The organism is Mesorhizobium album (genome assembly GCF_033977205.1).
Lineage (GTDB): Bacteria > Pseudomonadota > Alphaproteobacteria > Rhizobiales > Rhizobiaceae > Mesorhizobium > Mesorhizobium album.
In genome coordinates, this window is record NZ_JAVIIW010000004.1 from 86,995 (window position 1) to 107,500 (window position 20,506).

Annotated in this window: 24 protein-coding genes; 13 read left to right on the top strand and 11 right to left on the bottom strand. The window is 63.9% G+C overall.

The features are described 5' to 3' along the window. Positions 1-27: 27 nt before the first annotated feature. The 5 genes from queA to coaD form a co-directional block, all read right to left on the bottom strand. Positions 28-1,116: a tRNA preQ1(34) S-adenosylmethionine ribosyltransferase-isomerase QueA gene (queA, locus tag RFN28_RS04910; protein ID WP_320286252.1), complete on the bottom strand. Its 1,089-nt coding sequence runs from the start codon at positions 1,114-1,116 to the stop codon at positions 28-30. Next, positions 1,116-1,565, bottom strand: coding sequence for a DMT family transporter (locus tag RFN28_RS04915; RefSeq protein WP_320286253.1), 450 nt, complete (start codon positions 1,563-1,565; stop codon positions 1,116-1,118). The genes queA and RFN28_RS04915 overlap by 1 nt, the downstream gene beginning before the upstream one ends. An 11-nt stretch (positions 1,566-1,576) precedes the next feature. Continuing rightward, on the bottom strand, positions 1,577-2,089 hold the full coding sequence (locus RFN28_RS04920; RefSeq protein WP_040972289.1) for a peptidylprolyl isomerase: 513 nt from the start codon (positions 2,087-2,089) through the stop codon (positions 1,577-1,579). Positions 2,090-2,118: 29 nt separating this feature from the next. Further along, a complete protein-coding gene (locus RFN28_RS04925) occupies positions 2,119-2,616 on the bottom strand; it encodes a peptidylprolyl isomerase (RefSeq protein ID WP_320286388.1) in 498 nt (165 codons plus the stop codon). A 170-nt stretch (positions 2,617-2,786) separates the two neighbouring features. Further along, positions 2,787-3,287 (bottom strand): pantetheine-phosphate adenylyltransferase, encoded by a 501-nt coding sequence (gene coaD / locus RFN28_RS04930; protein ID WP_320286254.1) that lies wholly within the window; start codon positions 3,285-3,287, stop codon positions 2,787-2,789. 192 nt (positions 3,288-3,479) lie between these two features. Between coaD and RFN28_RS04935 the strand changes: the two genes are divergently transcribed. Next, entirely contained in the window at positions 3,480-3,632 is a 153-nt protein-coding gene (locus RFN28_RS04935) for a hypothetical protein (RefSeq protein WP_320286255.1), read from the top strand. A gap of 97 nt (positions 3,633-3,729) precedes the next feature. Here RFN28_RS04935 and gyrA read toward each other — a convergent pair whose 3' ends face one another. Both gyrA and RFN28_RS04945 read right to left on the bottom strand, forming a co-directional pair. Continuing rightward, the gene (gene gyrA, locus RFN28_RS04940) at positions 3,730-6,522 is read right to left on the bottom strand and encodes a DNA gyrase subunit A (RefSeq protein WP_320286256.1); all 2,793 of its coding nucleotides are present in this window, start codon (positions 6,520-6,522) and stop codon (positions 3,730-3,732) included. 1 nt (position 6,523) lies between these two features. Further along, positions 6,524-6,697 (bottom strand): hypothetical protein, encoded by a 174-nt coding sequence (locus tag RFN28_RS04945; protein WP_320286257.1) that lies wholly within the window; start codon positions 6,695-6,697, stop codon positions 6,524-6,526. A gap of 34 nt (positions 6,698-6,731) precedes the next feature. Between RFN28_RS04945 and RFN28_RS04950 the strand changes: the two genes are divergently transcribed. From RFN28_RS04950 to RFN28_RS04960, 3 genes are all read left to right on the top strand, one after another. Continuing rightward, entirely contained in the window at positions 6,732-8,429 is a 1,698-nt protein-coding gene (locus RFN28_RS04950) for a SulP family inorganic anion transporter (RefSeq protein WP_430677321.1), read from the top strand. Continuing rightward, positions 8,426-9,046, top strand: coding sequence for a ParB-like protein (locus RFN28_RS04955; protein ID WP_320286259.1), 621 nt, complete (start codon positions 8,426-8,428; stop codon positions 9,044-9,046). The genes RFN28_RS04950 and RFN28_RS04955 overlap by 4 nt, the downstream gene beginning before the upstream one ends. An 87-nt stretch (positions 9,047-9,133) precedes the next feature. After that, complete coding sequence (locus RFN28_RS04960) at positions 9,134-10,147, top strand: PQQ-dependent sugar dehydrogenase (RefSeq protein ID WP_320286260.1); 1,014 nt, start codon at positions 9,134-9,136, stop codon at positions 10,145-10,147. Between the two features lie 88 nt (positions 10,148-10,235). Here the strand turns inward: RFN28_RS04960 and RFN28_RS04965 are convergent, their stop codons facing one another. Next, the gene (locus tag RFN28_RS04965; protein WP_320286261.1) at positions 10,236-11,066 is read right to left on the bottom strand and encodes a helix-turn-helix transcriptional regulator; all 831 of its coding nucleotides are present in this window, start codon (positions 11,064-11,066) and stop codon (positions 10,236-10,238) included. A gap of 85 nt (positions 11,067-11,151) precedes the next feature. On the opposite strand from RFN28_RS04965, the gene RFN28_RS04970 reads away from it, so the two are divergent. The 3 genes from RFN28_RS04970 to RFN28_RS04980 all read left to right on the top strand — a co-directional run bounded on the left by RFN28_RS04970 (position 11,152) and on the right by RFN28_RS04980 (position 12,816). After that, positions 11,152-11,682 (top strand): hypothetical protein, encoded by a 531-nt coding sequence (locus RFN28_RS04970; protein WP_320286262.1) that lies wholly within the window; start codon positions 11,152-11,154, stop codon positions 11,680-11,682. A 32-nt stretch (positions 11,683-11,714) separates the two neighbouring features. Next, complete coding sequence (locus RFN28_RS04975) at positions 11,715-12,092, top strand: VOC family protein (RefSeq protein WP_320286263.1); 378 nt, start codon at positions 11,715-11,717, stop codon at positions 12,090-12,092. A gap of 94 nt (positions 12,093-12,186) precedes the next feature. Next, positions 12,187-12,816, top strand: a complete 630-nt coding sequence (locus RFN28_RS04980; protein ID WP_320286264.1) for a MarC family protein — start codon at positions 12,187-12,189, stop codon at positions 12,814-12,816. A 32-nt stretch (positions 12,817-12,848) separates the two neighbouring features. On the opposite strand, the gene RFN28_RS04985 is transcribed toward RFN28_RS04980, so the two are convergent. The 3 genes from RFN28_RS04985 to RFN28_RS04995 all read right to left on the bottom strand — a co-directional run bounded on the left by RFN28_RS04985 (position 12,849) and on the right by RFN28_RS04995 (position 14,324). Next, positions 12,849-13,274: an OsmC family protein gene (locus tag RFN28_RS04985; RefSeq protein ID WP_320286265.1), complete on the bottom strand. Its 426-nt coding sequence runs from the start codon at positions 13,272-13,274 to the stop codon at positions 12,849-12,851. A 101-nt stretch (positions 13,275-13,375) separates the two neighbouring features. Further along, positions 13,376-13,774, bottom strand: coding sequence for a DUF2306 domain-containing protein (locus RFN28_RS04990; RefSeq protein ID WP_320286266.1), 399 nt, complete (start codon positions 13,772-13,774; stop codon positions 13,376-13,378). 34 nt (positions 13,775-13,808) lie between these two features. Then, positions 13,809-14,324 (bottom strand): single-stranded DNA-binding protein, encoded by a 516-nt coding sequence (locus tag RFN28_RS04995; RefSeq protein WP_320286267.1) that lies wholly within the window; start codon positions 14,322-14,324, stop codon positions 13,809-13,811. Positions 14,325-14,562: 238 nt separating this feature from the next. On the opposite strand from RFN28_RS04995, the gene RFN28_RS05000 reads away from it, so the two are divergent. The 6 genes from RFN28_RS05000 (at position 14,563) to RFN28_RS05025 (ending at position 20,492) form a co-directional block, all read left to right on the top strand. Next, positions 14,563-14,877 carry an ArsR/SmtB family transcription factor gene (locus RFN28_RS05000; RefSeq protein WP_320286268.1) on the top strand — a complete coding sequence of 105 codons (315 nt, stop codon included), beginning with the start codon at positions 14,563-14,565 and terminating at the stop codon, positions 14,875-14,877. Next, on the top strand, positions 14,874-15,365 hold the full coding sequence (locus tag RFN28_RS05005) for an SRPBCC family protein (RefSeq protein ID WP_320286269.1): 492 nt from the start codon (positions 14,874-14,876) through the stop codon (positions 15,363-15,365). The genes RFN28_RS05000 and RFN28_RS05005 overlap by 4 nt, the downstream gene beginning before the upstream one ends. Before the next feature lie 26 nt (positions 15,366-15,391). Next, on the top strand, positions 15,392-15,997 hold the full coding sequence (locus tag RFN28_RS05010) for an ATP-dependent Clp protease proteolytic subunit (protein WP_071099199.1): 606 nt from the start codon (positions 15,392-15,394) through the stop codon (positions 15,995-15,997). Positions 15,998-16,060: 63 nt separating this feature from the next. Continuing rightward, complete coding sequence (locus RFN28_RS05015; RefSeq protein WP_430677272.1) at positions 16,061-16,345, top strand: hypothetical protein; 285 nt, start codon at positions 16,061-16,063, stop codon at positions 16,343-16,345. 725 nt (positions 16,346-17,070) lie between these two features. Continuing rightward, positions 17,071-19,992, top strand: a complete 2,922-nt coding sequence (gene uvrA / locus RFN28_RS05020) for an excinuclease ABC subunit UvrA (RefSeq protein WP_320286271.1) — start codon at positions 17,071-17,073, stop codon at positions 19,990-19,992. Between the two features lie 35 nt (positions 19,993-20,027). Continuing rightward, complete coding sequence (locus tag RFN28_RS05025) at positions 20,028-20,492, top strand: GNAT family N-acetyltransferase (RefSeq protein WP_320286272.1); 465 nt, start codon at positions 20,028-20,030, stop codon at positions 20,490-20,492. The last annotated feature ends 14 nt before the right edge of the window (positions 20,493-20,506 follow it).

The window sequence follows — 20,506 nt, forward strand, 5'->3', positions numbered from 1 at the left end:
GACGAGCGCGCCTGGTGTTTTTCGAGTTCAAGGTCCATCGCTCGTCTCCGCTCTGAAAAGCAGGCAGGAATCTCCATAGGAATAGAATCTGTAGCGGCTTGCGATGGCATGTGCATAGGCCGAACGCATCGTCTCCAGCCCGCTGAAGGCCGAGACCAGCATGAACAGCGTCGAACGCGGCAGGTGGAAATTGGTCATCAGCATGTCGGCCGTCCGGAAACGGTAGCCGGGTGTGATGAAGATATCGGTCGGTCCCGACCAGGGCTCGATCCTGCCGTCCTCGCGCGCGGCGCTTTCCAGGAGACGCAGCGACGTCGTGCCGACGGCGACAATCCGCCCTCCCCGCGCCCTGGCCGCATTGAGCGCCTCCGCCGTCTCGGCGCTCACGGAGCCGATCTCCGCATGCATCTTGTGGCCGGCGGTGTCGTCGGCCTTCACCGGCAGGAACGTGCCGGCGCCGACATGCAGCGTGACGAAGCGGCGCTCGACACCCTTGGCGTCGAGAGCTGCAAACAGCTCCGGCGTGAAATGCAGTCCTGCGGTGGGCGCGGCGACGGCGCCCTCCTCCCTGGCATAGATGGTCTGGTAGTCGCTGCGGTCGCGCTCGTCGTCGTCGCGCTTCGAGGCGATGTAGGGCGGCAGCGGAATATGGCCGACGGCCCGCAGCGCCTCGTCGAGGAATGGCCCTGACAGATCGAAGCCGAGCAGCGCCTCGCCCGCCTCGCCCTTCTCGACCACCGTGGCGTCAAGCCGGCCGAGGAAACAGGAATTCTGGTCATGGCCGAAATGGATGCGGTCGCCGACGGTGATGCGCTTGCCCGGCCGCATGAAGGCCCGCCAGCGGTCCGGCGCAACGCGCATATGCAGCGTGGCCTCGACCTGCGCTGTCGCCTCGCCGCGCTTGCGGATGCCTTTCAGCTGCGCCGGAATGACCCTGGTGTCGTTGAACACCAGCACGTCGCCTTCTCCCAGCAGCGACGGCAGATCGCGCACGATCCGGTCTTCCACGCCTTGACCCGGCCTGACGACCAGCTGCCTTGCGCTGTCGCGCGGCTCTGCAGGGCGCAGCGCAATGCGCTCCTCCGGCAGCTCGAAGTCGAACAGGTCGACGCGCATCAGTAGAGCCGGATGAGCAGCGCTCCGGCCAGCAGCAACACGGCGCCGGCAACGCGGCCAAGCGAAATCTCGCGCACGGCAACGCCGAGGAAGCCGGCGCGGTCGACGAGCATGCCGGCAAGCAGCTGGCCGGCGACCAGGAAAGCCATCAGCGCGGCCGCGCCGATGCGCGGCGTGAGGATTGTGGAGAGCGTCACATAGAAGCCGCCGAGCACGCCGCCGGCGATGAACAGCCACGGCGCCGGCGCCTTCCAGTCGAGCGATATGCCCTGCACCTTCACCACCGAGACCGCGATGATGCCGAGCACGACAGCACCCGACAGGAAGGAGAAGGCCGCGGCCGCGACCGGAAGGCCGAGACCGCGCGCCAATTGCGAATTGATCGGCGCCTGGACGGCGATGAAGGCGCCGGACAGGATGCCAAGCAGGGACCAGACTGCGCCCATCATCGTTTTATGCCTTACTTGACGTCGGCCGCGACCTTCAGCGACACGATCTTGTCGGGATCCTGCACCGGCTCGCCGCGCTTGATCTTGTCGACATTCTCCATGCCCTCGATCACCTGGCCCCAGACCGTGTACTGGCGGTTGAGGAAGGAGGCGTCGTCGAAGCAGATGAAGAATTGCGAATTCGCCGAGTTCGGGTTCTGCGCGCGCGCCATCGAGCAGGTGCCGCGACCGTGATTGGCGTTGGAGAATTCGGCCTTGAGGTCCGGCTTGTCGGAACCGCCCATGCCCGCGCGCGACGGAGCGAAGGTCGGCTTCGAGGAATTGCCGAACTTGACGTCGCCGGTCTGCGCCATGAAGCCGTCGATGACGCGGTGGAACACTACGCCGTCATAGGCGCCCTCGCGCGCCAGTTCCTTGATGCGGGCGACGTGGCCGGGCGCAAGGTCCGGATACATTTCGATGACGACCGGACCCTTGGTCGTTTCCATGATGAGTGCGTTCTCGCGGTCCTTGATCTCAGCCATGTCAGAAAATCCTTTGAAAATTGAGTTGGTTACTTGTTGTCGGCAGCGATGCGGACCTTGATCATCCGATCGGGGTCCGTGACCGTGCCGTTGTCCGCCTCATCGCCCTTCTTGATCTTGTCCACCAGTTCCATGCCGCTCTCCACCTTGCCGACGATCGTGTACTGCCCGTCGAGGTTCGGCGCCGGTGCGAACATGATGAAGAACTGGGAGTTGGCCGAATTCGGATCCTGCGAGCGGGCCATGCCGACGACGCCGCGGGTGAATTGCTCGGTCTGCGAGAACTCGGCCGGCAGGTCGGGAAGATCGGAACCGCCGGTGCCGACAGCCTCCGGGTTAAAACCCTTCTTCATGTTGCCGAACTTGACGTCGCCGGTCTGCGCCATGAAGCCGTCAATCACGCGATGGAAGACGACATTGTCATAGGCGCCTTCGCGCACCAGCTTCTTGATCTGCGCGACGTGCTTGGGCGCGAGATCCGGACGCAGCGCAATCGTCACGTCGCCGTCCTTCAGCGTGACGATCATGGTGTTTTCCTTGTCGGCGGCGAAGGCAGGCAGGGATGCGGCGAAAAGGCCGGCAAGCACGACAAGGAACGAAGCGAGCTTTTTCAGCTGCATGAACTCTTCTCCGAAAGTCTTTTGTTTGGGTGCATGTCGTTACCCCAAAACCGGGATCCACTTTTGGGCGACATGCACTATTTCGCGAATTTGGTGGTGAGCGCGCCGGCAACCGCCGCCGGCACGAACGGCCGGATGTCGCCGCCCATTGAGGCAATCTGGCGGACAAGTGTGGCGGTAATGGTGCGCACCGAAGGGCTGGCGGGCAGGAAAACGGTCTGCAGTTCGGGCGCCATCGTCTCGTTCATGCCGGCCATCTGCATCTCATAGTCGAGGTCGGTGCCGTCGCGCAGGCCGCGTATGATGATCGAGGCGCCATGCTTCCTGGCGGCGTCGATGACCAGGCCATCGAACGAGACGACCTTGATGCGGTCGCCATCGCGGCCGAACTCTGCCTTGGTCGCGACTTCGATCAGCTTGACGCGTTCCTCGAAGGAAAACAGCGGCGTCTTGCCCGGATGGGTGCCAATCGCGGCAAAGACGGTGTCGGCCACCGCCAGTGACGCCTTCAAGACATCGAGATGGCCGTTGGTCAGCGGGTCGAAGGAGCCGGCGTAAAGGGCGGTGCGTTCGGTCATGGCAGGCTTCTAGCGAGCCTCTCCAACAAAGGCAAATCCCATCGATGTGGCCGGTCGTGAACCTTTTCACGGTCATGAACAACAGATGAATGCGACAATCACGAAGGCTTCACGCAGCGTTCACTAGGTTGCCGCTTCAGGAGATGAAACCAAAACACCATCTTATCGTTACAAAAGCAGGAGAACACGCAAATGCTGATCTACATGCTTGCCACTGCCATGACCGTCGTGATGCTGATCGCTACCGCATTCGGGCTGCATCAGGAGGCGGCGCGGGTCCGCGTCAAGGCCAACACCAAGCGGCTCGATGGTTTCGTTTCCCGCAAACCCCACCGTCACTTCTGACTTCCAGTGATGACCCACCGGCCTGAAGGCCGGTGACGCCTAAGCAATTCCAGGAAACGTGCAACGCTTTTCCGTCAGGAAAACAGACAGTTAGGGCCTATTCGGGGCTTTCCTGGCCCGCATCTGCTGTGCCTGCCTCGCCCGACGACGCTTCTTCGGCTTCCTCATCGGACTGCGGCTCCGAAATCCGCTCGACCGACACCACTTTCTCACCTTCGGCCGTGTTGAAGATGGTCACGCCCTTGGTGGCGCGGCTGGCGAAACGGATGCCTTCGACCGGAACGCGAATGACCGTGCCGCCGTCCGACACCAGCATGATCTGATCGTCATTGCCGACCGGGAAGGTCGCGACAAGCCGCCCGATCTCGCCCGTCTTGGACACGTCGGTGGCGCGGATGCCCTTGCCGCCGCGGCCCGTCAGGCGGAAATCGTAGGACGACGAACGCTTGCCGTAGCCGTACTCGGTCACCGTCAGCACGAACCGCTCATGCGCCTTGAGGAACTCGTAGCGCTCGTCGGAAAGCTCGGCTTCCTCGCCGACCTCCTCGTTGGTCAGCGCGATCTCCTCCTCCTCGCCGGCCGTGCCGGGAGCAAGCCGCCGCTCGGCAGCGGCGCGCTTCAGGTAAGCGGCGCGTTCGGCAGGCGAAGCGTCGACATGCTCGATAATGGACATCGAGATCACGCGATCGGTCTCGGCCATGGCGATGCCGCGCACGCCGACGGAGTTGCGGCTTTGGAAGACGCGCACGTCGCTGACCGAGAAACGGATGCACTGGCCGGAATTCGCCGTCAAAAGCACATCGTCATTGTCGGTGCAGGTCTCGACGCCGAGGATCTCGTCGCCCTCTTCCTCCAGCTTCATGGCGATCTTGCCGTTGCGGTTGACCTGGACGAAGTCGGACAGCTTGTTGCGGCGCACGGTGCCACGCGTGGTGGCGAACATCACGTCGAGCTCGCCCCAGCTCGTCTCGTCCTCAGGCAGCGGCATGATGGTGGTGATGCGCTCGCCCTGCTCGAGCGGCAGCATGTTGATCAGCGCCTTGCCGCGAGACTGTGGGTTGCCGACCGGCAGGCGCCAGACCTTTTCCTTGTAGACAATGCCGCGCGAGGAGAAGAACAACACCGGCGTGTGCGTGTTGGCGACGAACAGCCGGGTGACGAAATCCTCGTCCTTGGTCGACATGCCGGAGCGACCCTTGCCGCCGCGGCGCTGCGCCCGGTAGAGCGACAGCGGCACACGCTTGATGTAGCCGGAATGGCTGACGGTGACGACCATGTCCTCGCGCTGGATCAGGTCCTCATCTTCCATGTCCGCCCCGCCCTCGCTGAGCTCGGTGCGGCGCGGCGTGCCGAACTCGTCGCGGACCGCGATGAGCTCGTCCTTGACGATCTGCTGGATGCGCGCGCGGGAAGACAAAATATCAAGATAATCAACGATTTCGGCGCCGATCTTGTTCAACTCGTCGGCAATCTCGTCGCGGCCGAGCGCGGTCAGGCGCTGCAGGCGCAGATCGAGGATTGCGCGTGCCTGCTCCTCCGAGAGGTTGTAAGTGCCGTCCTCGTTGATGCGGTGGCGCGGATCGTCGATCAGCTGGATCAGCGGAGCCACGTCGTGGGATGGCCAGCGACGTTCCATCAACTGCTCGCGCGCCGTCTGCGGATCCGGCGCGGTGCGGATCAGCTTGATCACTTCGTCGATGTTAGCGACCGCGATCGCGAGACCGACGAGCACATGGGCGCGCTCGCGCGCCTTGCGCAAAAGGTACTTTGTGCGGCGGCTGATCACCTCCTCGCGGAAGCCGACAAAGGCCTTCAGCATGTCAATCAGCGTCAGCACTTCCGGCTTGCCGCCGTTCAGCGCCACCATGTTGGCGCCGAAGGAGGTCTGCAGCGGCGTGAAGCGGTAGAGCTGGTTGAGGATGACGTCTGCGACCGCCTCGCGCTTCAGCTCGACGACGACGCGGTAGCCCTGACGGTCGCTCTCGTCGCGGATGTCGGAGATGCCTTCGATGCGCTTCTCGCGCACCAGCTCGGCCATCTTTTCGATCATCGCGGCCTTGTTCACCTGATAGGGAATCTCGGTGATGACGATCGATTCGCGGTCGTTGCCGCGCGCCTCGATGTTGACGCGGCCGCGCATGACGATCGAGCCGCGACCCGTCGAATAGGCGCTGTAGATGCCGGAGCGGCCAAGGATGATGCCGCCGGTCGGGAAATCCGGCCCGGGCACGATTTCCATCAGCGACGGCAGGTCGATGGCCGGATTGTCGATGATGGCGATGGCGCCGTTGCAGACCTCGGCGAGATTGTGCGGCGGTATGTTGGTGGCCATGCCGACGGCGATGCCGCCCGAGCCGTTGACCAGAAGGTTCGGGAAGCGGGCCGGCAGCACGCGCGGCTCAGTGGCGGACGCATCATAGGTGTCCTGGAAATCGACAGTTTCCTTGTCGATGTCCTCCAGCAGCTCATGCGCGACCTTGGTAAGCCTGGACTCGGTGTAGCGCATCGCCGCTGGCGGATCGCCGTCGATCGAGCCGAAATTGCCTTGCCCGTCGATCAGCGGCACGCGCAGCGACCAGTCCTGCGCCATGCGCACCAAAGCGTCGTAGATCGAGGCATCGCCATGCGGATGGTATTTACCCATCACGTCGGCGACCGGGCGCGCCGACTTCACATATTTGCGGTTCCAGTGGTAGCCGCTCTCATGCGAGGCATAGAGGATGCGGCGGTGCACCGGCTTCAAGCCGTCGCGCACGTCGGGCAGCGCGCGGCTGACGATCACGCTCATGGCGTAATCGAGATAGGAGCGCTGCATCTCCTCGATGATCGAAATCGGCTCTATGCCGTTGGGGCCGCCCTCCGGCCCGCGCGGTGTCTTCTGGTCGGTCAAATCAGGTCACAATCCAGTCGGGAATCACTGGCTGCTTATATAGGAAGCCGGGGCGAAACTCCAATGGCGGCGGCACTTTTCCAGAGACAATTTCGGTGGTAATTTCAAAAGGATACCGCTGATTGCGACGATATGGCCAAGGTCGATTTCGCCGCCATAAGGCAAGGTCGGCCATGGATCAACTTCCTCGGGCGGAAGCTGCAAGCGCGATGAACTGGACCTCATGGCTGCCTCTGCGGGCGCTGAGCGGCTGGACGGCAAAAGACTTCAACGGCGATCTGGCGGCTGGCATCACGCTGGCGGCCATCGCCATTCCCGAACAGATGGCGACGGCCAGGCTCGGAGGCTTCGGACCGGAAATCGGTTTCTTCGCCTTCGCCGCCGGATCCCTGGCCTTTGCGCTGTTCGGCGCCAATCGCCACCTCTCGGTCGGGGCGGATTCGACGATCACGCCGCTTTTCGCCGGCGGCCTCGCGCTGATCGCCGCCTCCGGCTCGCAGCATTACCTGGCATTGGCGGCGATGCTGGCGCTGATGGTCGGGCTGCTGGTGGCGCTCAGCGGCATCTTCCGCCTCGGCTGGATCGCCGATCTCCTTTCGGTGCCGGTCACGACCGGGTTCCTCGCCGGCATTTCCGTCCACATCGTCGTCTCACAGCTGCCGGGCCTGCTCGGCCTACCGCCGGAAAGCGGCGAGACGGTGCGACGCATCGGTGAAATCGTCGCCAGTCTCCACCTCGCCAATCCGTGGAGTGCGACGCTTGGGCTTGGCGTGTTCGCCCTCGTCTTCATCGCCGAACGCATCAGCGCCCGCATCCCCGCGGCGCTGATCGGCATGGTTCTGGCAACGCTTGCCGTCATCGTCTTCGACCTGAAGAACCGGGGCGTCGAACTGCTCGGCATCTTGCCGAATGGCCTGCCGACACCGGGGATGCCGACCGTCGATTTCCAGGACGCTCAAGCCCTTGTTCCACTCGCACTGCTGATCGCCATCGTCGTCATGGTACAGACGGCGGCCACCAGCCGCTCCTTCGTGCCGCAAGATGGCGAAGTGCCCGACGTCAACCGCGATTTCGTCGGCGTCGGCGCTGGCAGCATCGTGGCCGGCCTGTTCGGCGCCTTTGCCGTGAACTCCAGCCCGCCGCGCACGGCGATCGTCGCGCAGACCGGAGGCCACTCGCAGCTGTCAGGTCTGATTGCCACGGCCATCGTGCTGGCGCTTGGCGCCTTCGGCGGCGGCCTGCTGGCCAACGTGCCACAGGCGGCTCTTGCCGGCGTGCTGATGTTCGTGGCCCAGCACATATTGCGCTGGCAGGTCTTCGCCAATGTCTACCGCCAGGCGCCAGTCGAGTTCGCGCTGATCCTGATCACCATGGTCGCCATTGTTGTCCTGCCGATCGAGACCGGCGTTGCTATCGGCATCGGCCTGTCGCTGCTGCACGGCATCTGGGGCTCGACGCGCACGGAGCCGATCGAGCTGGCGCAGGTGCCGGGCACGTCGGTCTGGTGGCCACCAAATGGTTCCGGCACAGGCGAACAGCACCCAGGCGTGCTGGTCGCGGCGTTCCAGGCGCCGCTCTCCTTTGTCAACGCCGACCGTTTCAAGCGCGGCCTGCGCGGCCTGATCGACGCCAGGAGCGAGGATGTGAAGCTGGTGGTGCTGGAGGCCAGCAATATTGTCGAGATCGACTACACCGCCGCCCAGACACTGATCGACGCCATCCATCACTGCCGAGACAAAGGCGCGGTCTTTGCCATCGCGCGCATGGAATCGCTGCGCGCCCAGGCGGCGCTGAAGCGATTCGGCATCGCCGACCTGGTCGGTCCGCAGCGGATATTCCACAGCGTCGACGCCGCCATCAGGGCGCTTGGCCCAGAACAGCCTCAACAGCAGGACAAGGTGCAATGATAGCCTCGCGCGAACCCATCCTTACCCCGGTGGCCGTCAAGGAATTGCGGCCGACGCAGATCACGGTCGGCATGCGCGAGGTGGAACTGAAACGCCGGATGATCCGCGCGCAGAGCGACAAGGAAACCGGCACATTCCTCGGCCGTCACATGGTTCCCGTCGTGCTTGGTCCCAAGAAGCGCAACTATGTCGTCGACCATCACCACATGGCCCGGGCCCTGCTCGAGGAAGGCATCAAGGATGTCTTGGTGACGGTGACCAGCGATCTGTCGAAGCTCGACAAGGACGCCTTCCTCATCGTGCTCGACAATCGCGGCTGGATGCATCCATTCGACGAGAACGGCAAGCGGCGCGACTACGGCGCGCTGCCCAAGAGCATGGCCGACCTTGTCGACGACCCTTACCGTAGCCTTGCCGGCGAGTTGCGCCGGCAAGGCGGCTTCGCCAAGGACACGACACCCTTTAGCGAGTTCCTGTGGGCGGATTTCCTGCGCCGGCGCATCGACCGGAGTGCCGTGGCGAAGAATTTCGACAAGGCCATGAAGCAGGCCCTCGTGTTCGCCAAAGACAAGGACGCGGACTATCTGCCCGGTTGGTGCGGGCCGACGACTGACTGAAGGCCGCAGGCCTTGGCTCCGGCTTGAAACGAGAATCAGCCGCCCCAATTCCCTCCAGCAGGCTCAGCTTGCATTTGGAGGCCGGCCATGAACGTCTTTTCCCCCAAGACCGGATCGCTTTCCGCTGCAATTCGATTTCTCGCTTTCGCTTCGGTTGCGGCGGTCGCCTCCGGTTCGGATCTCGGCCCGGCGCACGCCGCGCTTCTTGCCCGCGTTCCGGCTGCGCGCGAAATGGCGGTCTGCGGCGACATGCTGTTCGTCGGCACCAAAGGCTCCTCGGTCTATGCCTTACCCGTGTCCGGGGGACGCGCTCGACGGGTCGCCTCCGGGTTCTCGGCTGCGAACGGCGTCGCATGCTCCAGCGGTCGTCTGTTCGTAGCCTCGAGGAATAGCGTGACCGCCTTCGATATCGGGCCAGGAGGCGCGCTGAGCGGCAGGCGCGACATTCGCCGGGGATTGGCGAATTCAGGTGTCCATAGTCTTCGCTATATCGGCGTCGGCCCCGACTCCCGGCTCTATGTCTCGCTGGGGTCACCTTGCAACATTTGCCAACCGCGCGGACTGCAAGGCACGATCATCAGCATGAAGCAGGACGGGTCCGATCTTCGGCGCGTCGCCTGGGGCGTGCGCAATTCGGTCGGCTTCGACTGGCATGGCGGCACCATGTTCTTCACCGACAACGGCGCCGACCGGATGGGCGACGATATCCCGCCTGACGAGTTGAACGAGCTCCGGCCCGGCGGCTTCTACGGCTTTCCCTATTTCGGAGGCCAGATCCCGCTCAATGGATTCCGCGACGCGCGACCGCCCGCACAGCAGATTCGGCCCGTCTTGGACTTCCAGGCACATGTCGCGACGCTGGGTATCCATTTCTTCCGCAGTCTCGGCGGCGACGCTCTGGTCGCCGAGCACGGAAGTTGGAACAGGTCGGTTCCTGTCGGCCGCCAGGTCGTGCGCGTGCGCTTCCGGGGCGGCCGTCCGGTCTCGGCGACGACTTTCATCAAAGGCGTCGGCCGGCCCGTGGACGTCAAGGAAGCGCCGGACGGTTCCGTCCTCGTATCCGACGATGCCGGAGGCGCGATTTACGTCTTCAAGCAATGACGCGGCATCTTCCCAGTTTCTGATCCGGGCACCGGAGGCGCCCCCAATCACAGGCGAAGTTTCCAGCCCGATCAAAATGCGTTCGGCTCTATCGCATGCCGGATCGCCCGGCACGATAGGCGCTGGGCGTCTTTCCTATCTCGCGCCGGAACCGGCGGTTGAAGGTCGACAGATCATTGAAGCCGGCATCGAAAGCGATCGTCGAGATCGCTTCATCCGACGCGCGCAGCCGCACGGCGGCGCGGTGCAGCCTGGTCCGCAGCAGGAACTGATAGGGCGTCATGCCGGCCACATGCCGGAACGTGCGCAGGAAATGATACGGGCTAGTCGCCGTGCCGTCGGCGAGTTCGGTGAGTGAGAGCGGCCGGTCGGCGTTGAGCTCGACCAGGCGCACCGCCTCGGCGACGCGTTTCTGGTCACGGCGGCTGGGTGTCCGGCCAGCCTTGGAAGAATCGGCCGCAGCCGCGACGACCGCACCGGCGATGCGCAGGCCGAGTTCTTCGAACGCGTCGCTGTCGCTCGTTTCCCGCGCGGCCTCCGCTTGCGCCAGCAATGGTGTCAAAAACGGCAGAGGCGGCAGGCGCGGACCGCTGAAGCCGAGCCGCTTCGCGCCCCGCACGTCGACGACGATGCGCTCCATATAGGCCGGAGCAAAATGGAAGGAGAGACAGCGGTCGCCGGCGCCATGCTCGTGGCCGCATTCGTAGCAGGTGCCTGGATTGCCGAGCAGGATGGCGCCGGGAGCAAGCATCGCCGTGCCCTGCCGCGTCCGGTAGCGGAACGTGCCGCGGGTCACCGCGGCGACGCAGAAAGAGCGATGCTGTTCCTCGAACGGCTTGTCGCCGGCTTTGGCCGTGCAGATCACGTCGGATACCTGCCAGCCAGGTCCCGAGGCAAGTTTTTTCTCGGTCGTCGTCATGGGCCAAAAATAGCAATTTTTCCCAAGCGAAGAACCCGGCCATGCCTCTATTGCTTGCCCTCTCCTGACAAACGAGGCAGCAACTATGACCGATCCTTTTGCTGAAGCCCTGCACAGCGACGGCCCCGATCCTGACCTTGCCGAGAAGCTCAAGCTTTACGGCCGCTTCGTCGGCGCCTGGACATTCGACGCCACGCGCACACTCGAGGACGGCACCAAGCTTACAGGCCGCGGCGAGGTGCATTTCGGCTGGGTCCTGGAAGGCAAAGCCGTCCAGGACGTCTGGATCCTGCCGGCGCGGGACGCTGGACCCTCGCCGTCGCTCGGGCCGTGGACCTTCTACGGCACGACTTTGCGCGTCTACGACCCCGGCATAGATGCCTGGCACATCTTCTGGAGCGATCCGCGCAGCCGCTACTTCAGCCGCCAGCTCGGCCGCGCCGAAGGTGACGTGATCGTCCAACAAGGCGTCGATGACACCGGCTCATCGGTACGCTGGAGCTTTTCGCGCATCACCGAAAACTCATTCCGCTGGCTCGGTGAACGCTCGCATGACGGTGGCGCAACCTGGCGCATCGAGGTCGAGTTCCTGGCTCGCCGCGCGACTCCAGCCTAAGCGATCAACCACATGTAATCATGGAGAAAACGATGCTTGACCATGTCTCGATCGGCGTCCGCGACAGCAGCACCTCGAAACGCTTCTACGACGCCGCGCTGCAGCCGCTCGGCTATTCCTGCCTTAGCCAGTCGCCCGGCTCGCTCGGCTACGGCGCGAAGACGGTGGAGCTCTGGGTCAATGAGGCCGGCCACCCGGTGCCGGCCGATAAGGACTCCGGCCTGCACTTCTGTTTCGCCGCACCGACGCGCGCCAGCGTCGATGCGTTTCACGCGGCGGCGTTGCGCGAAGGCGGCAAGGACAATGGCCCGCCTGGTCCGCGCACCGCCTATGGCGACAATTACTATGCGGCGTTCGTCATCGATCCTGACGGCTATCGCCTCGAGGCCTATTGCGGCAGAGCTGAATAGCCGGTTGAATTCGGCTACCTGCCGTTTCCACCGCTCCCGCTTTGCTCTACCAATTGTAGGGTTCGGGCTTCGCCCGGCGGGAGGGGGACCAGCGATGCCGAGCTTCGACAGCCTGTTCAACGCCTTCGTCACCATCCTGGTGACCATCGACCCGCCCGGCCTGGCGCCGCTTTTCCTCGCTGTGACACGCGGCATGAACCGCGAGGAACGTCAGCAGGTCTCGGTGCGCGCTTCGGTGATCGGTTTCCTGGTGATGGCGCTATTCGCCATTGCCGGTGCTTCGATCCTGTCGGTGTTCGGCATCACGCTGCCGGCCTTCCGCGTCGCCGGCGGCTTCCTGCTGTTCTTCATCGCCTTCGAAATGGTTTTCGAGCGCCGTCAGGACCGCAAGGAGAAGATCGGCGACGTCGCCATCACCAGGGACATGATCCACAACATCGCCGCCTTCCCGTTGGCGATCCCGCTGATCGCCGGCCCAGGCGCGATTTCCGCGACCGTTCTGCTGTCGGGACACTTCGAGGGTTTCAGCGCTCAAGCCGCGCTGGTCGGGATCATCGCGATCTGTCTTGTCCTCACCTATCTGGTCTTTGTGCTCGCCGAGCGCATCGACCGCATCCTCGGCCAGACCGGCCGCTCGATCCTGACGCGACTGCTCGGCGTCATCCTGGCCGCGCTTGCCGTGCAGTTCGTCGCCGACGGCGTCAGGGCGCTTATGGCTGCCTGAGCAGCATCCCTACTGCCTACTGCCAATTCCCCTTATTTCGCCGCTGTATCAACGACCTCGAAATCATGCGTCACGGTCGCCGTCTTGGCCATCATCGCCGTGGCCGAGCAGTATTTCTCGATCGACAGGTCGATCGCCCGTTTGACCTTGTCGCGCGACAGCGCGCGGCCCTTGACGATGAAATGCATGTGGATGCGGGTGAAGACGCGCGGCTCGGTTTCCGCGCGGTCGGCGTCGAGCTCGACCACGCAATCCTCGACTGCTTCGCGGCCCTTCTCGAGGATATGGACGACGTCATAGGCAGAGCAGCCGCCGGTGCCGATCAGCACCAGTTCCATCGGGCTCGGCCCGGGCGTCCGGCCTTCCGCCCCATGCGCGGTACCCAGCACCACCTTATGGCCGCTGCCGGACTCGCCGACAAAGGTGCGTTCCTCGACCCATTTGACGCGTGCTTTCACGATGACCTTCCTTGCGACTTTGCCTCGCAGCGGCCCGCTGCAAATGTTTGTTTGTACGCAATTCCGGACGGAAAGCCGCTGCACACCTTTCCTGGAATTGCTCATTGGCCGAACACGACCGCGTGCATGACACGGCCAGGCAGCAGCGTGAAGATGCCGGCGCCGACCAGGGCGAACAGATAAAGCCTGATCATAGCACTGCGATGCGCTGCGACGCGATGGCTGTGCGCGTACCACACCGCCAGCGGCACCGTGATCAGCACCAGGATCGACAGGAGATGGATCGGGCTGAACGGCCCGATCACCCGGAGCTGCTGGATCCAGAAGCTCGAAATGGCGATGACCAGCATCAGCGCCACCCACACATAGTCCATCACACGGTGCCGCGGCGTGCCTTTCGGCAGCGCCAGCTGGACGCCGCCGAAAGCCAGTGCGGCAAAGGCCGCGAACGCATGCCACGGGATTGGAAACGGCGAGGATAGAAGCGGCCCGAGCGACAACGCGCCTTCCCCTCAAATGATCATAGCGGGACGCCTAGAACGGAATCTCGTCGTCCAGCTCGCGCGACGCGCCGCCGCCACCGCCCCTAGAGCTGCCACCGCCACCACGGCTGAAGCCTTCATTCGGGCCGGACTGGCCGAAATCCGAGCCGCGGCTGCTGCCGCCCGAATAGCTGCCGACCTGGCCGCCGCCTTCGCCGCGCGCATCGAGCATCTGCAACTCGCCGCGGAATTTCTGCAGCACGACCTCGGTCGTGTAACGGTCATTGCCGGTCTGGTCCTGCCATTTGCGCGTCTGCAGCTGGCCCTCGACATAGACCTTCATGCCCTTCTTCAGATACTGCTCGGCCACCTTGGCGAGCTGGTCGTTGAAGATGACGACATTGTGCCACTCGGTCTTTTCCTTGCGCTCGCCAGTGTTCTTGTCGCGCCAGCTTTCCGACGTGGCGATGCGGATGTTGACGACCGGATCACCCGAATTCAGGCGGCGGATTTCCGGGTCCGCCCCGAGGTTGCCGACCAGAATGACCTTGTTGACGCTACCCGCCATCTTATTTCTCCGCGCTCATCCGAAACAAATCTAAGTCGCCGCACCTTACAGCCTGCGGGTCGCCACTGCCTGCAAAGGCTGGCTTTTCCCACAAGGTTTTTGTTCTCTTTTCGTTCTAACCATGACCGCCCGTTCTGTCAAGGAATGTCAGCAAAGGCACGATCGGGCCCGCATATCTCGATATGGCGATCAAATGCCGGCTTGCCAAATCAATAAGTATCGACTTATGTGTTTGGCCATGATCGAGACAGAGATTTTCCGGGCCTTGGCCGATCCGACACGGCGCGCCGTCTACGAGCGGATGGCGGCCGGCGAAATGACGGTGTCGCAGCTGCGCGCCGGCATGAGCGTGTCGCAGCCGGCGGTGTCGCAGCACCTTGCCGTGCTGCGCGGCGCCGGCCTCGTGGTCGAGCGGCGTGCCGGCCGCAACGCCTATTACCGCGCCGAGCCGCAAGGGCTCGATCCGCTGCTCGGCTGGATCGAGCGCTACCGCGCCTTCTGGCCGGAGCGGATCGAAAGGTTGAAGACGGTTCTGAAGGAAATGGACCAATGACGGCAACAAGACACCCGACAGCGGCCGATACGCCGCTCAGCTTCGAATGCGAGCTTGCCGATCCGCCGGAAAAAGTCTGGCGCGCGCTGACCGAGCCGGAACTGCTCGCCGCCTGGATGATGCCGAACGACATCAAACCGGAGGCCGGCAAGCGCTTCGCCTTTGCGGGACCCGATGCGGCGATCGAATGCGAGGTGCTCGACGCCGAACCGAGCAAGCTGCTGCGCTATTCGTGGCGGGAGCGGCCCCGCGTCGAAACTGCCGACCGCCGGCCGGCATTCGACAGCCCCGCCTTCGACAGCGTGGTCACCTTCACGCTCGCGCGGACGGTTTCCGGCGGCACGCATCTTCGCATCGTCCATGACGGCCTCGTGCCGGCAGCGCAGCCTGTCGTCGCCGTGGCCGGCGCCGGCTGCGGGCTGTCGCTCGATGCACGCAAGAAACCTATGGCCGCCAATGCGCCCTGCATGATGCAGCGCGCGGCCTGACCGAAGACAATCGAGGAGAAACGGCCATGAGCGCCCTTGCCAATCTGGTGCCGATGGTGATCGAGCAGTCGAGCCGCGGCGAACGCGCCTTCGACATCTTCTCGCGGCTGCTGCGCGAGCGCATCGTCTTCATCAATGGCGAGATCAATGACGGCGTCTCCGCGCTGGTCTGTGCGCAGCTCTTGTCGCTGGAATCGGACAATCCCGACAAGGAGATATCGATCTACATCAATTCGCCGGGCGGCGTGGTGACCAGCGGCTTCGCCATCTACGACACGATGCAGTACATCTCCTGCCCTGTGTCCACGGTCTGCATGGGCTTCGCGGCGTCGATGGGCTCCTTCCTTTTGATGGCCGGCTCGCCCGGCCGGCGCATCGCGCTGCCCAACACCAGGATCGTGCTGCATCAGCCGCTGGGCGGCTTCCAGGGTCAGGCCTCCGACATCCAGCGCCACGCCGAGGACATTCTGCGCACCAAGCGCCATATGACCGAGCTCTACGCAAAGCATTGCGGCCGGACCTACGAAGAGGTGGAACGCACGCTGGACCGCGACTATTTCATGACAGCCGAGGAAGCGAAGGCCTGGGGCCTCGTCGACCATGTCTACGACACGCGCAAGAAGGCGGCCTGACCGCGCGGCAAATTGATTGCGGCGTGTCTGGCCTCGCCTCCGGCGCGTCTCTATAGTCCGCGCATGATCCGAGACCGATCCTTGACGAGTCTGGGCATTGCCGTCGCCGCGCTAGCCGGCCTGCTGGCGGCCGGCGCCGCTGCTTTTGCCGACGACAATTCGACACAAAAACTGCCCGGTGTGAGCGGCGACTATCGCATCGCCAAACCTGCGCCACAGCCGGAACCTGACGACGCGCTGCCCACCGGCAGCAACGGCACGTTTAAGATCGGCGACACCGATGTCAGGGTTTCCGGCAGCATAACCATCGACATGGGAACGGGCGGCATCAGGCCTCCCAGCCACTGATTGGCGATATGCCACAAAATGTAAGCCCCGCCACTGCTTCCGCAGGTGGACGGGGCTTTCATGGATTTCAAACCCAACTTTTGCCGGGAGTGGACTGCCGGCGTTCGATTTCGGATGCACCGCGGCTTTCAGCCGACGATCCGACTATAGTCTCTAATTGTAGGAATCGGCAGGTCACGGTTTGTCGGGTGGCGCTCACGCCTACCCTGGCACTTATGCCCGCCGCGGCTCCATCGCGTCGTGGAGCCTCAAGGGACTGTCCGGTGGCGTCATGCTCCGCTCCTTCTGTCCGTTGCGACCATCGTCCTACGAAGCTCTAATCGCCAATGCCTGCGGCGTCTCGCAGGCCACCTAAGGGGCGGCGAGGCCATCCAGAGACGGCCGGCTTCGCTGACGCCCCGAGACTGCCCCCGTGGGTCGCCGGCGTCAACCGTTGAGTAGCCGGTTATCGAAAAATGTGATCGTCAGGAGGTTACGTGCGGGTAAGTCGATCGCTTCAGTGGGTCGATGAAGCGGATATCGGGGGAGCGGCTGTTTCCACAGCGCTTTGTCAGGAGCGTGTTCGATCTTTGTTCTTTCCGCTTGCCCGCCCGCGCGAAAGGCGGTTAAACGCTTGGGTCGAGAGCGTAGCGTCACTCGACGCGGCGGCAAAATTACCTACATAGGGGATGGCCGGGACAGACCCGCCAATCCAGCAAATTCCAGACCTGAGGCGGCGACCGGCAATGGCCGACCAAAAATACCTTTCCATTCGCGGGGCGCGCGAACACAATCTCAAGAACGTCGATCTCGACCTGCCGCGCGACAGCCTGATCGTCATGACCGGGCTGTCTGGATCCGGCAAGTCGTCGCTTGCCTTCGACACCATCTATGCCGAGGGCCAGCGCCGTTATGTCGAGAGCCTGTCGGCCTATGCCCGCCAGTTCCTGGAGATGATGCAGAAGCCGGACGTCGACCAGATCGACGGCCTGTCGCCCGCCATCTCCATCGAGCAGAAGACCACCTCGCGCAACCCGCGCTCGACGGTCGGCACCGTCACCGAAATCTACGACTACATGCGCCTGCTGTTCGCGCGCGTCGGCGTCCCCTATTCGCCGGCGACCGGCCTGCCGATCGAGAGCCAGACGGTCAGCCAGATGGTCGACCGCGTGCTGGCGCTGGACGAAGGCACCCGTCTTTACCTGCTGGCGCCGATCGTGCGCGGCCGCAAGGGCGAGTACCGCAAGGAGCTGCTGGAGCTGCAGAAGAAGGGTTTCCAGCGCGTCAAGGTTGACGGCGTCTTCTACGAGATCGCCGACGTGCCGGCGCTGGACAAGAAATACAAGCACGACATAGACGTGGTCGTCGACCGCATCGTCGTGCGCGGCGATCTGGCGACGCGGCTCGCGGATTCGATGGAAACCGCGCTGAAGCTCGCCGACGGGCTGGCGGTGGCCGAATTCGCCGACCGGCCGCTCGACGCCAGCCAGACCGGCGAGGACTCGGTCAACAAGTCGAAGAACGAGACGCATGAGCGCATCATGTTCTCGGAAAAATTCGCCTGCCCGGTATCCGGCTTCACCATTCCGGAGATCGAACCCAGGCTGTTCTCCTTCAACAATCCGTTCGGCGCCTGCCCGACCTGCGATGGCTTAGGCAGCCAGCGCGCCATCGACGCCAATCTCGTCGTGCCGGACGAGAATGTCTCGCTGCGCGACGGCGCCATTAGCCCATGGGCGAAATCGACCTCGCCCTATTACGCGCAAACGCTGGAAGCGCTCGGCAAGGCCTATGGCTTCAAGCTCGGCGACAAGTTCAAGGATCTGAGCGCGGAGGCGCAGCAGGTCGTGCTGCACGGCACGGGCGAGCGCGAGATCACCTTCCAGTATGACGACGGCTTGCGCTCCTATAAGACGACCAAGACCTTCGAGGGCGTCATTCCCAATCTCGAGCGGCGCTGGAAGGAAACGGAATCGGCCTGGATGCGCGAGGAGATCGAGCGCTTCATGTCGGCCACCCCCTGCCCCGCCTGCAACGGCTACCGGCTGAAGCCGGAAGCGCTCGCCGTGAAGATCGCGGGAAAGCACATCGGCGAGGTCACCGAACAGTCGATCCGCAAGGCTGACCAATGGTTCACCGACCTGCCGGCTGAGCTCAACGAGAAGCAGAACGAGATCGCGGTCAGGGTGCTCAAGGAAATCCGCGAGCGGCTGCGCTTCCTCAACGATGTCGGCCTCGACTATCTGACGCTGTCGCGCAATTCCGGCACGCTGTCGGGCGGCGAGAGCCAGCGCATTCGCCTCGCCTCGCAGATCGGCTCCGGCCTCACCGGCGTGCTCTATGTGCTGGACGAGCCGTCGATCGGCCTGCACCAGCGCGACAATGCGCGCCTGCTCGACACGCTGAAGCACCTGCGCGACATCGGCAATACGGTGATCGTCGTCGAGCATGACGAGGACGCAATCCTGCATGCCGATTATGTCGTCGATATCGGTCCGGCCGCCGGCATCCATGGCGGTGAGATCATCGCGGAAGGCACCCCGCAGCAGATCATGGCGACGCCCGCCTCGATCACCGGCAAATATCTGTCGGGCGAGCTTGAAGTCGCGACTCCGGAGGTGCGCCGCGAGGCGAAGAAGAACCGGCGCATCAAGGTCGTCGGCGCGCGCGGCAACAATCTGAAGAACGTGACGGCGGAGATCCCGCTCGGCACCTTCACCTGCGTCACTGGCGTGTCCGGCGGCGGCAAGTCGACCTTCCTGATCGAGACGCTGTTCAAAGCGGCCTCGCGCCGCATCATGGGCTCGCGCGAGCATCCCGCCGAGCATGACCGCATCGAGGGGCTGGAGTTCCTCGACAAGGTCATCGACATCGACCAGTCGCCGATCGGCCGCACACCGCGGTCCAACCCGGCCACCTACACCGGCGCCTTCACGCCGATCCGCGACTGGTTTGCCGGACTGCCGGAGGCCAAGGCGCGCGGCTATCAGCCCGGCCGCTTCTCCTTCAACGTCAAGGGCGGCCGCTGCGAGGCCTGCCAGGGCGACGGCGTTATCAAGATCGAGATGCATTTCTTGCCCGACGTCTATGTCACCTGCGACGTCTGCCACGGCAAGCGCTACAACCGCGAGACGCTGGACGTGCTGTTCAAGAGCAAGTCGATCGCCGACGTGCTCGACATGACCGTCGAGGAAGGCGTCGAGTTCTTCTCGGCGGTGCCCGGTGTGCGCGACAAGCTGGAGACGCTGAAGCAGGTCGGCCTCGGCTACATCCATATCGGCCAGCAGGCGACGACGCTGTCGGGCGGCGAGGCGCAGCGAATAAAACTCGCCAAGGAGCTGTCGCGCAAGGCGACCGGCAAGACGCTCTACATCCTCGACGAGCCGACCACCGGCCTGCACTTCCACGATGTCGCCAAGCTGCTCGAAGTGCTGCACGAGCTGGTCGACCAGGGCAACACGGTGGTGGTGATCGAACACAATCTCGAGGTGATAAAAACCGCTGACTGGGTGCTCGATCTCGGCCCCGAAGGCGGCGACGGCGGCGGCGAGCTGGTCGCCTCGGGCACGCCGGAAGCGATCGTGCGCGAAAAGCGCAGCTACACCGGCCAGTTCCTGAAGGAGCTCCTGGAGCGCCGCCCCGGAGGCAAGCGCGAAGCGGCGGAGTAACAGAGCGGGCCGGCGGGCGTTTGGAAGAGTCTCGAATGAAGATCAGACAAGCGCTTGCCGGTGATCTCCAAGCCGTCGTCGCATTGACCACACCCGCCTACGCCCCCTACACCGCCCTGTTCGGCGCCCCGCCGATCCCGGTGACGGAAGACTACGCGCCGCGTATCGAGCGCGGCGAAATCTGGCTGCTGGAGGAAGGCTCCGAACTGGCCGGGCTGATCGTGCTGGAATGGCATCCTGACCACTCCATGATCTTCAGCGTTGCCGTCGCGCCGGCCTTCCAAGGCAAGAAGCTCGGCATCAAGCTGTTAAACTTCGCCGACGAGCAGGCGCGGTCTTGGGGGCTGCCGGAAGTGCGGCTCTACACCAATTCGCGCATGGAGCGGAACATCGCGCTCTATTCGGCCTATGGCTATCGCGAGACCGGCCGCCGGCCGAACCCCTATCGGCCGGGGTGGACGGTGGTGGACATGTCCAAGCCGGTCGACAAAGCCGCCTGATCCTATTTTTGAAA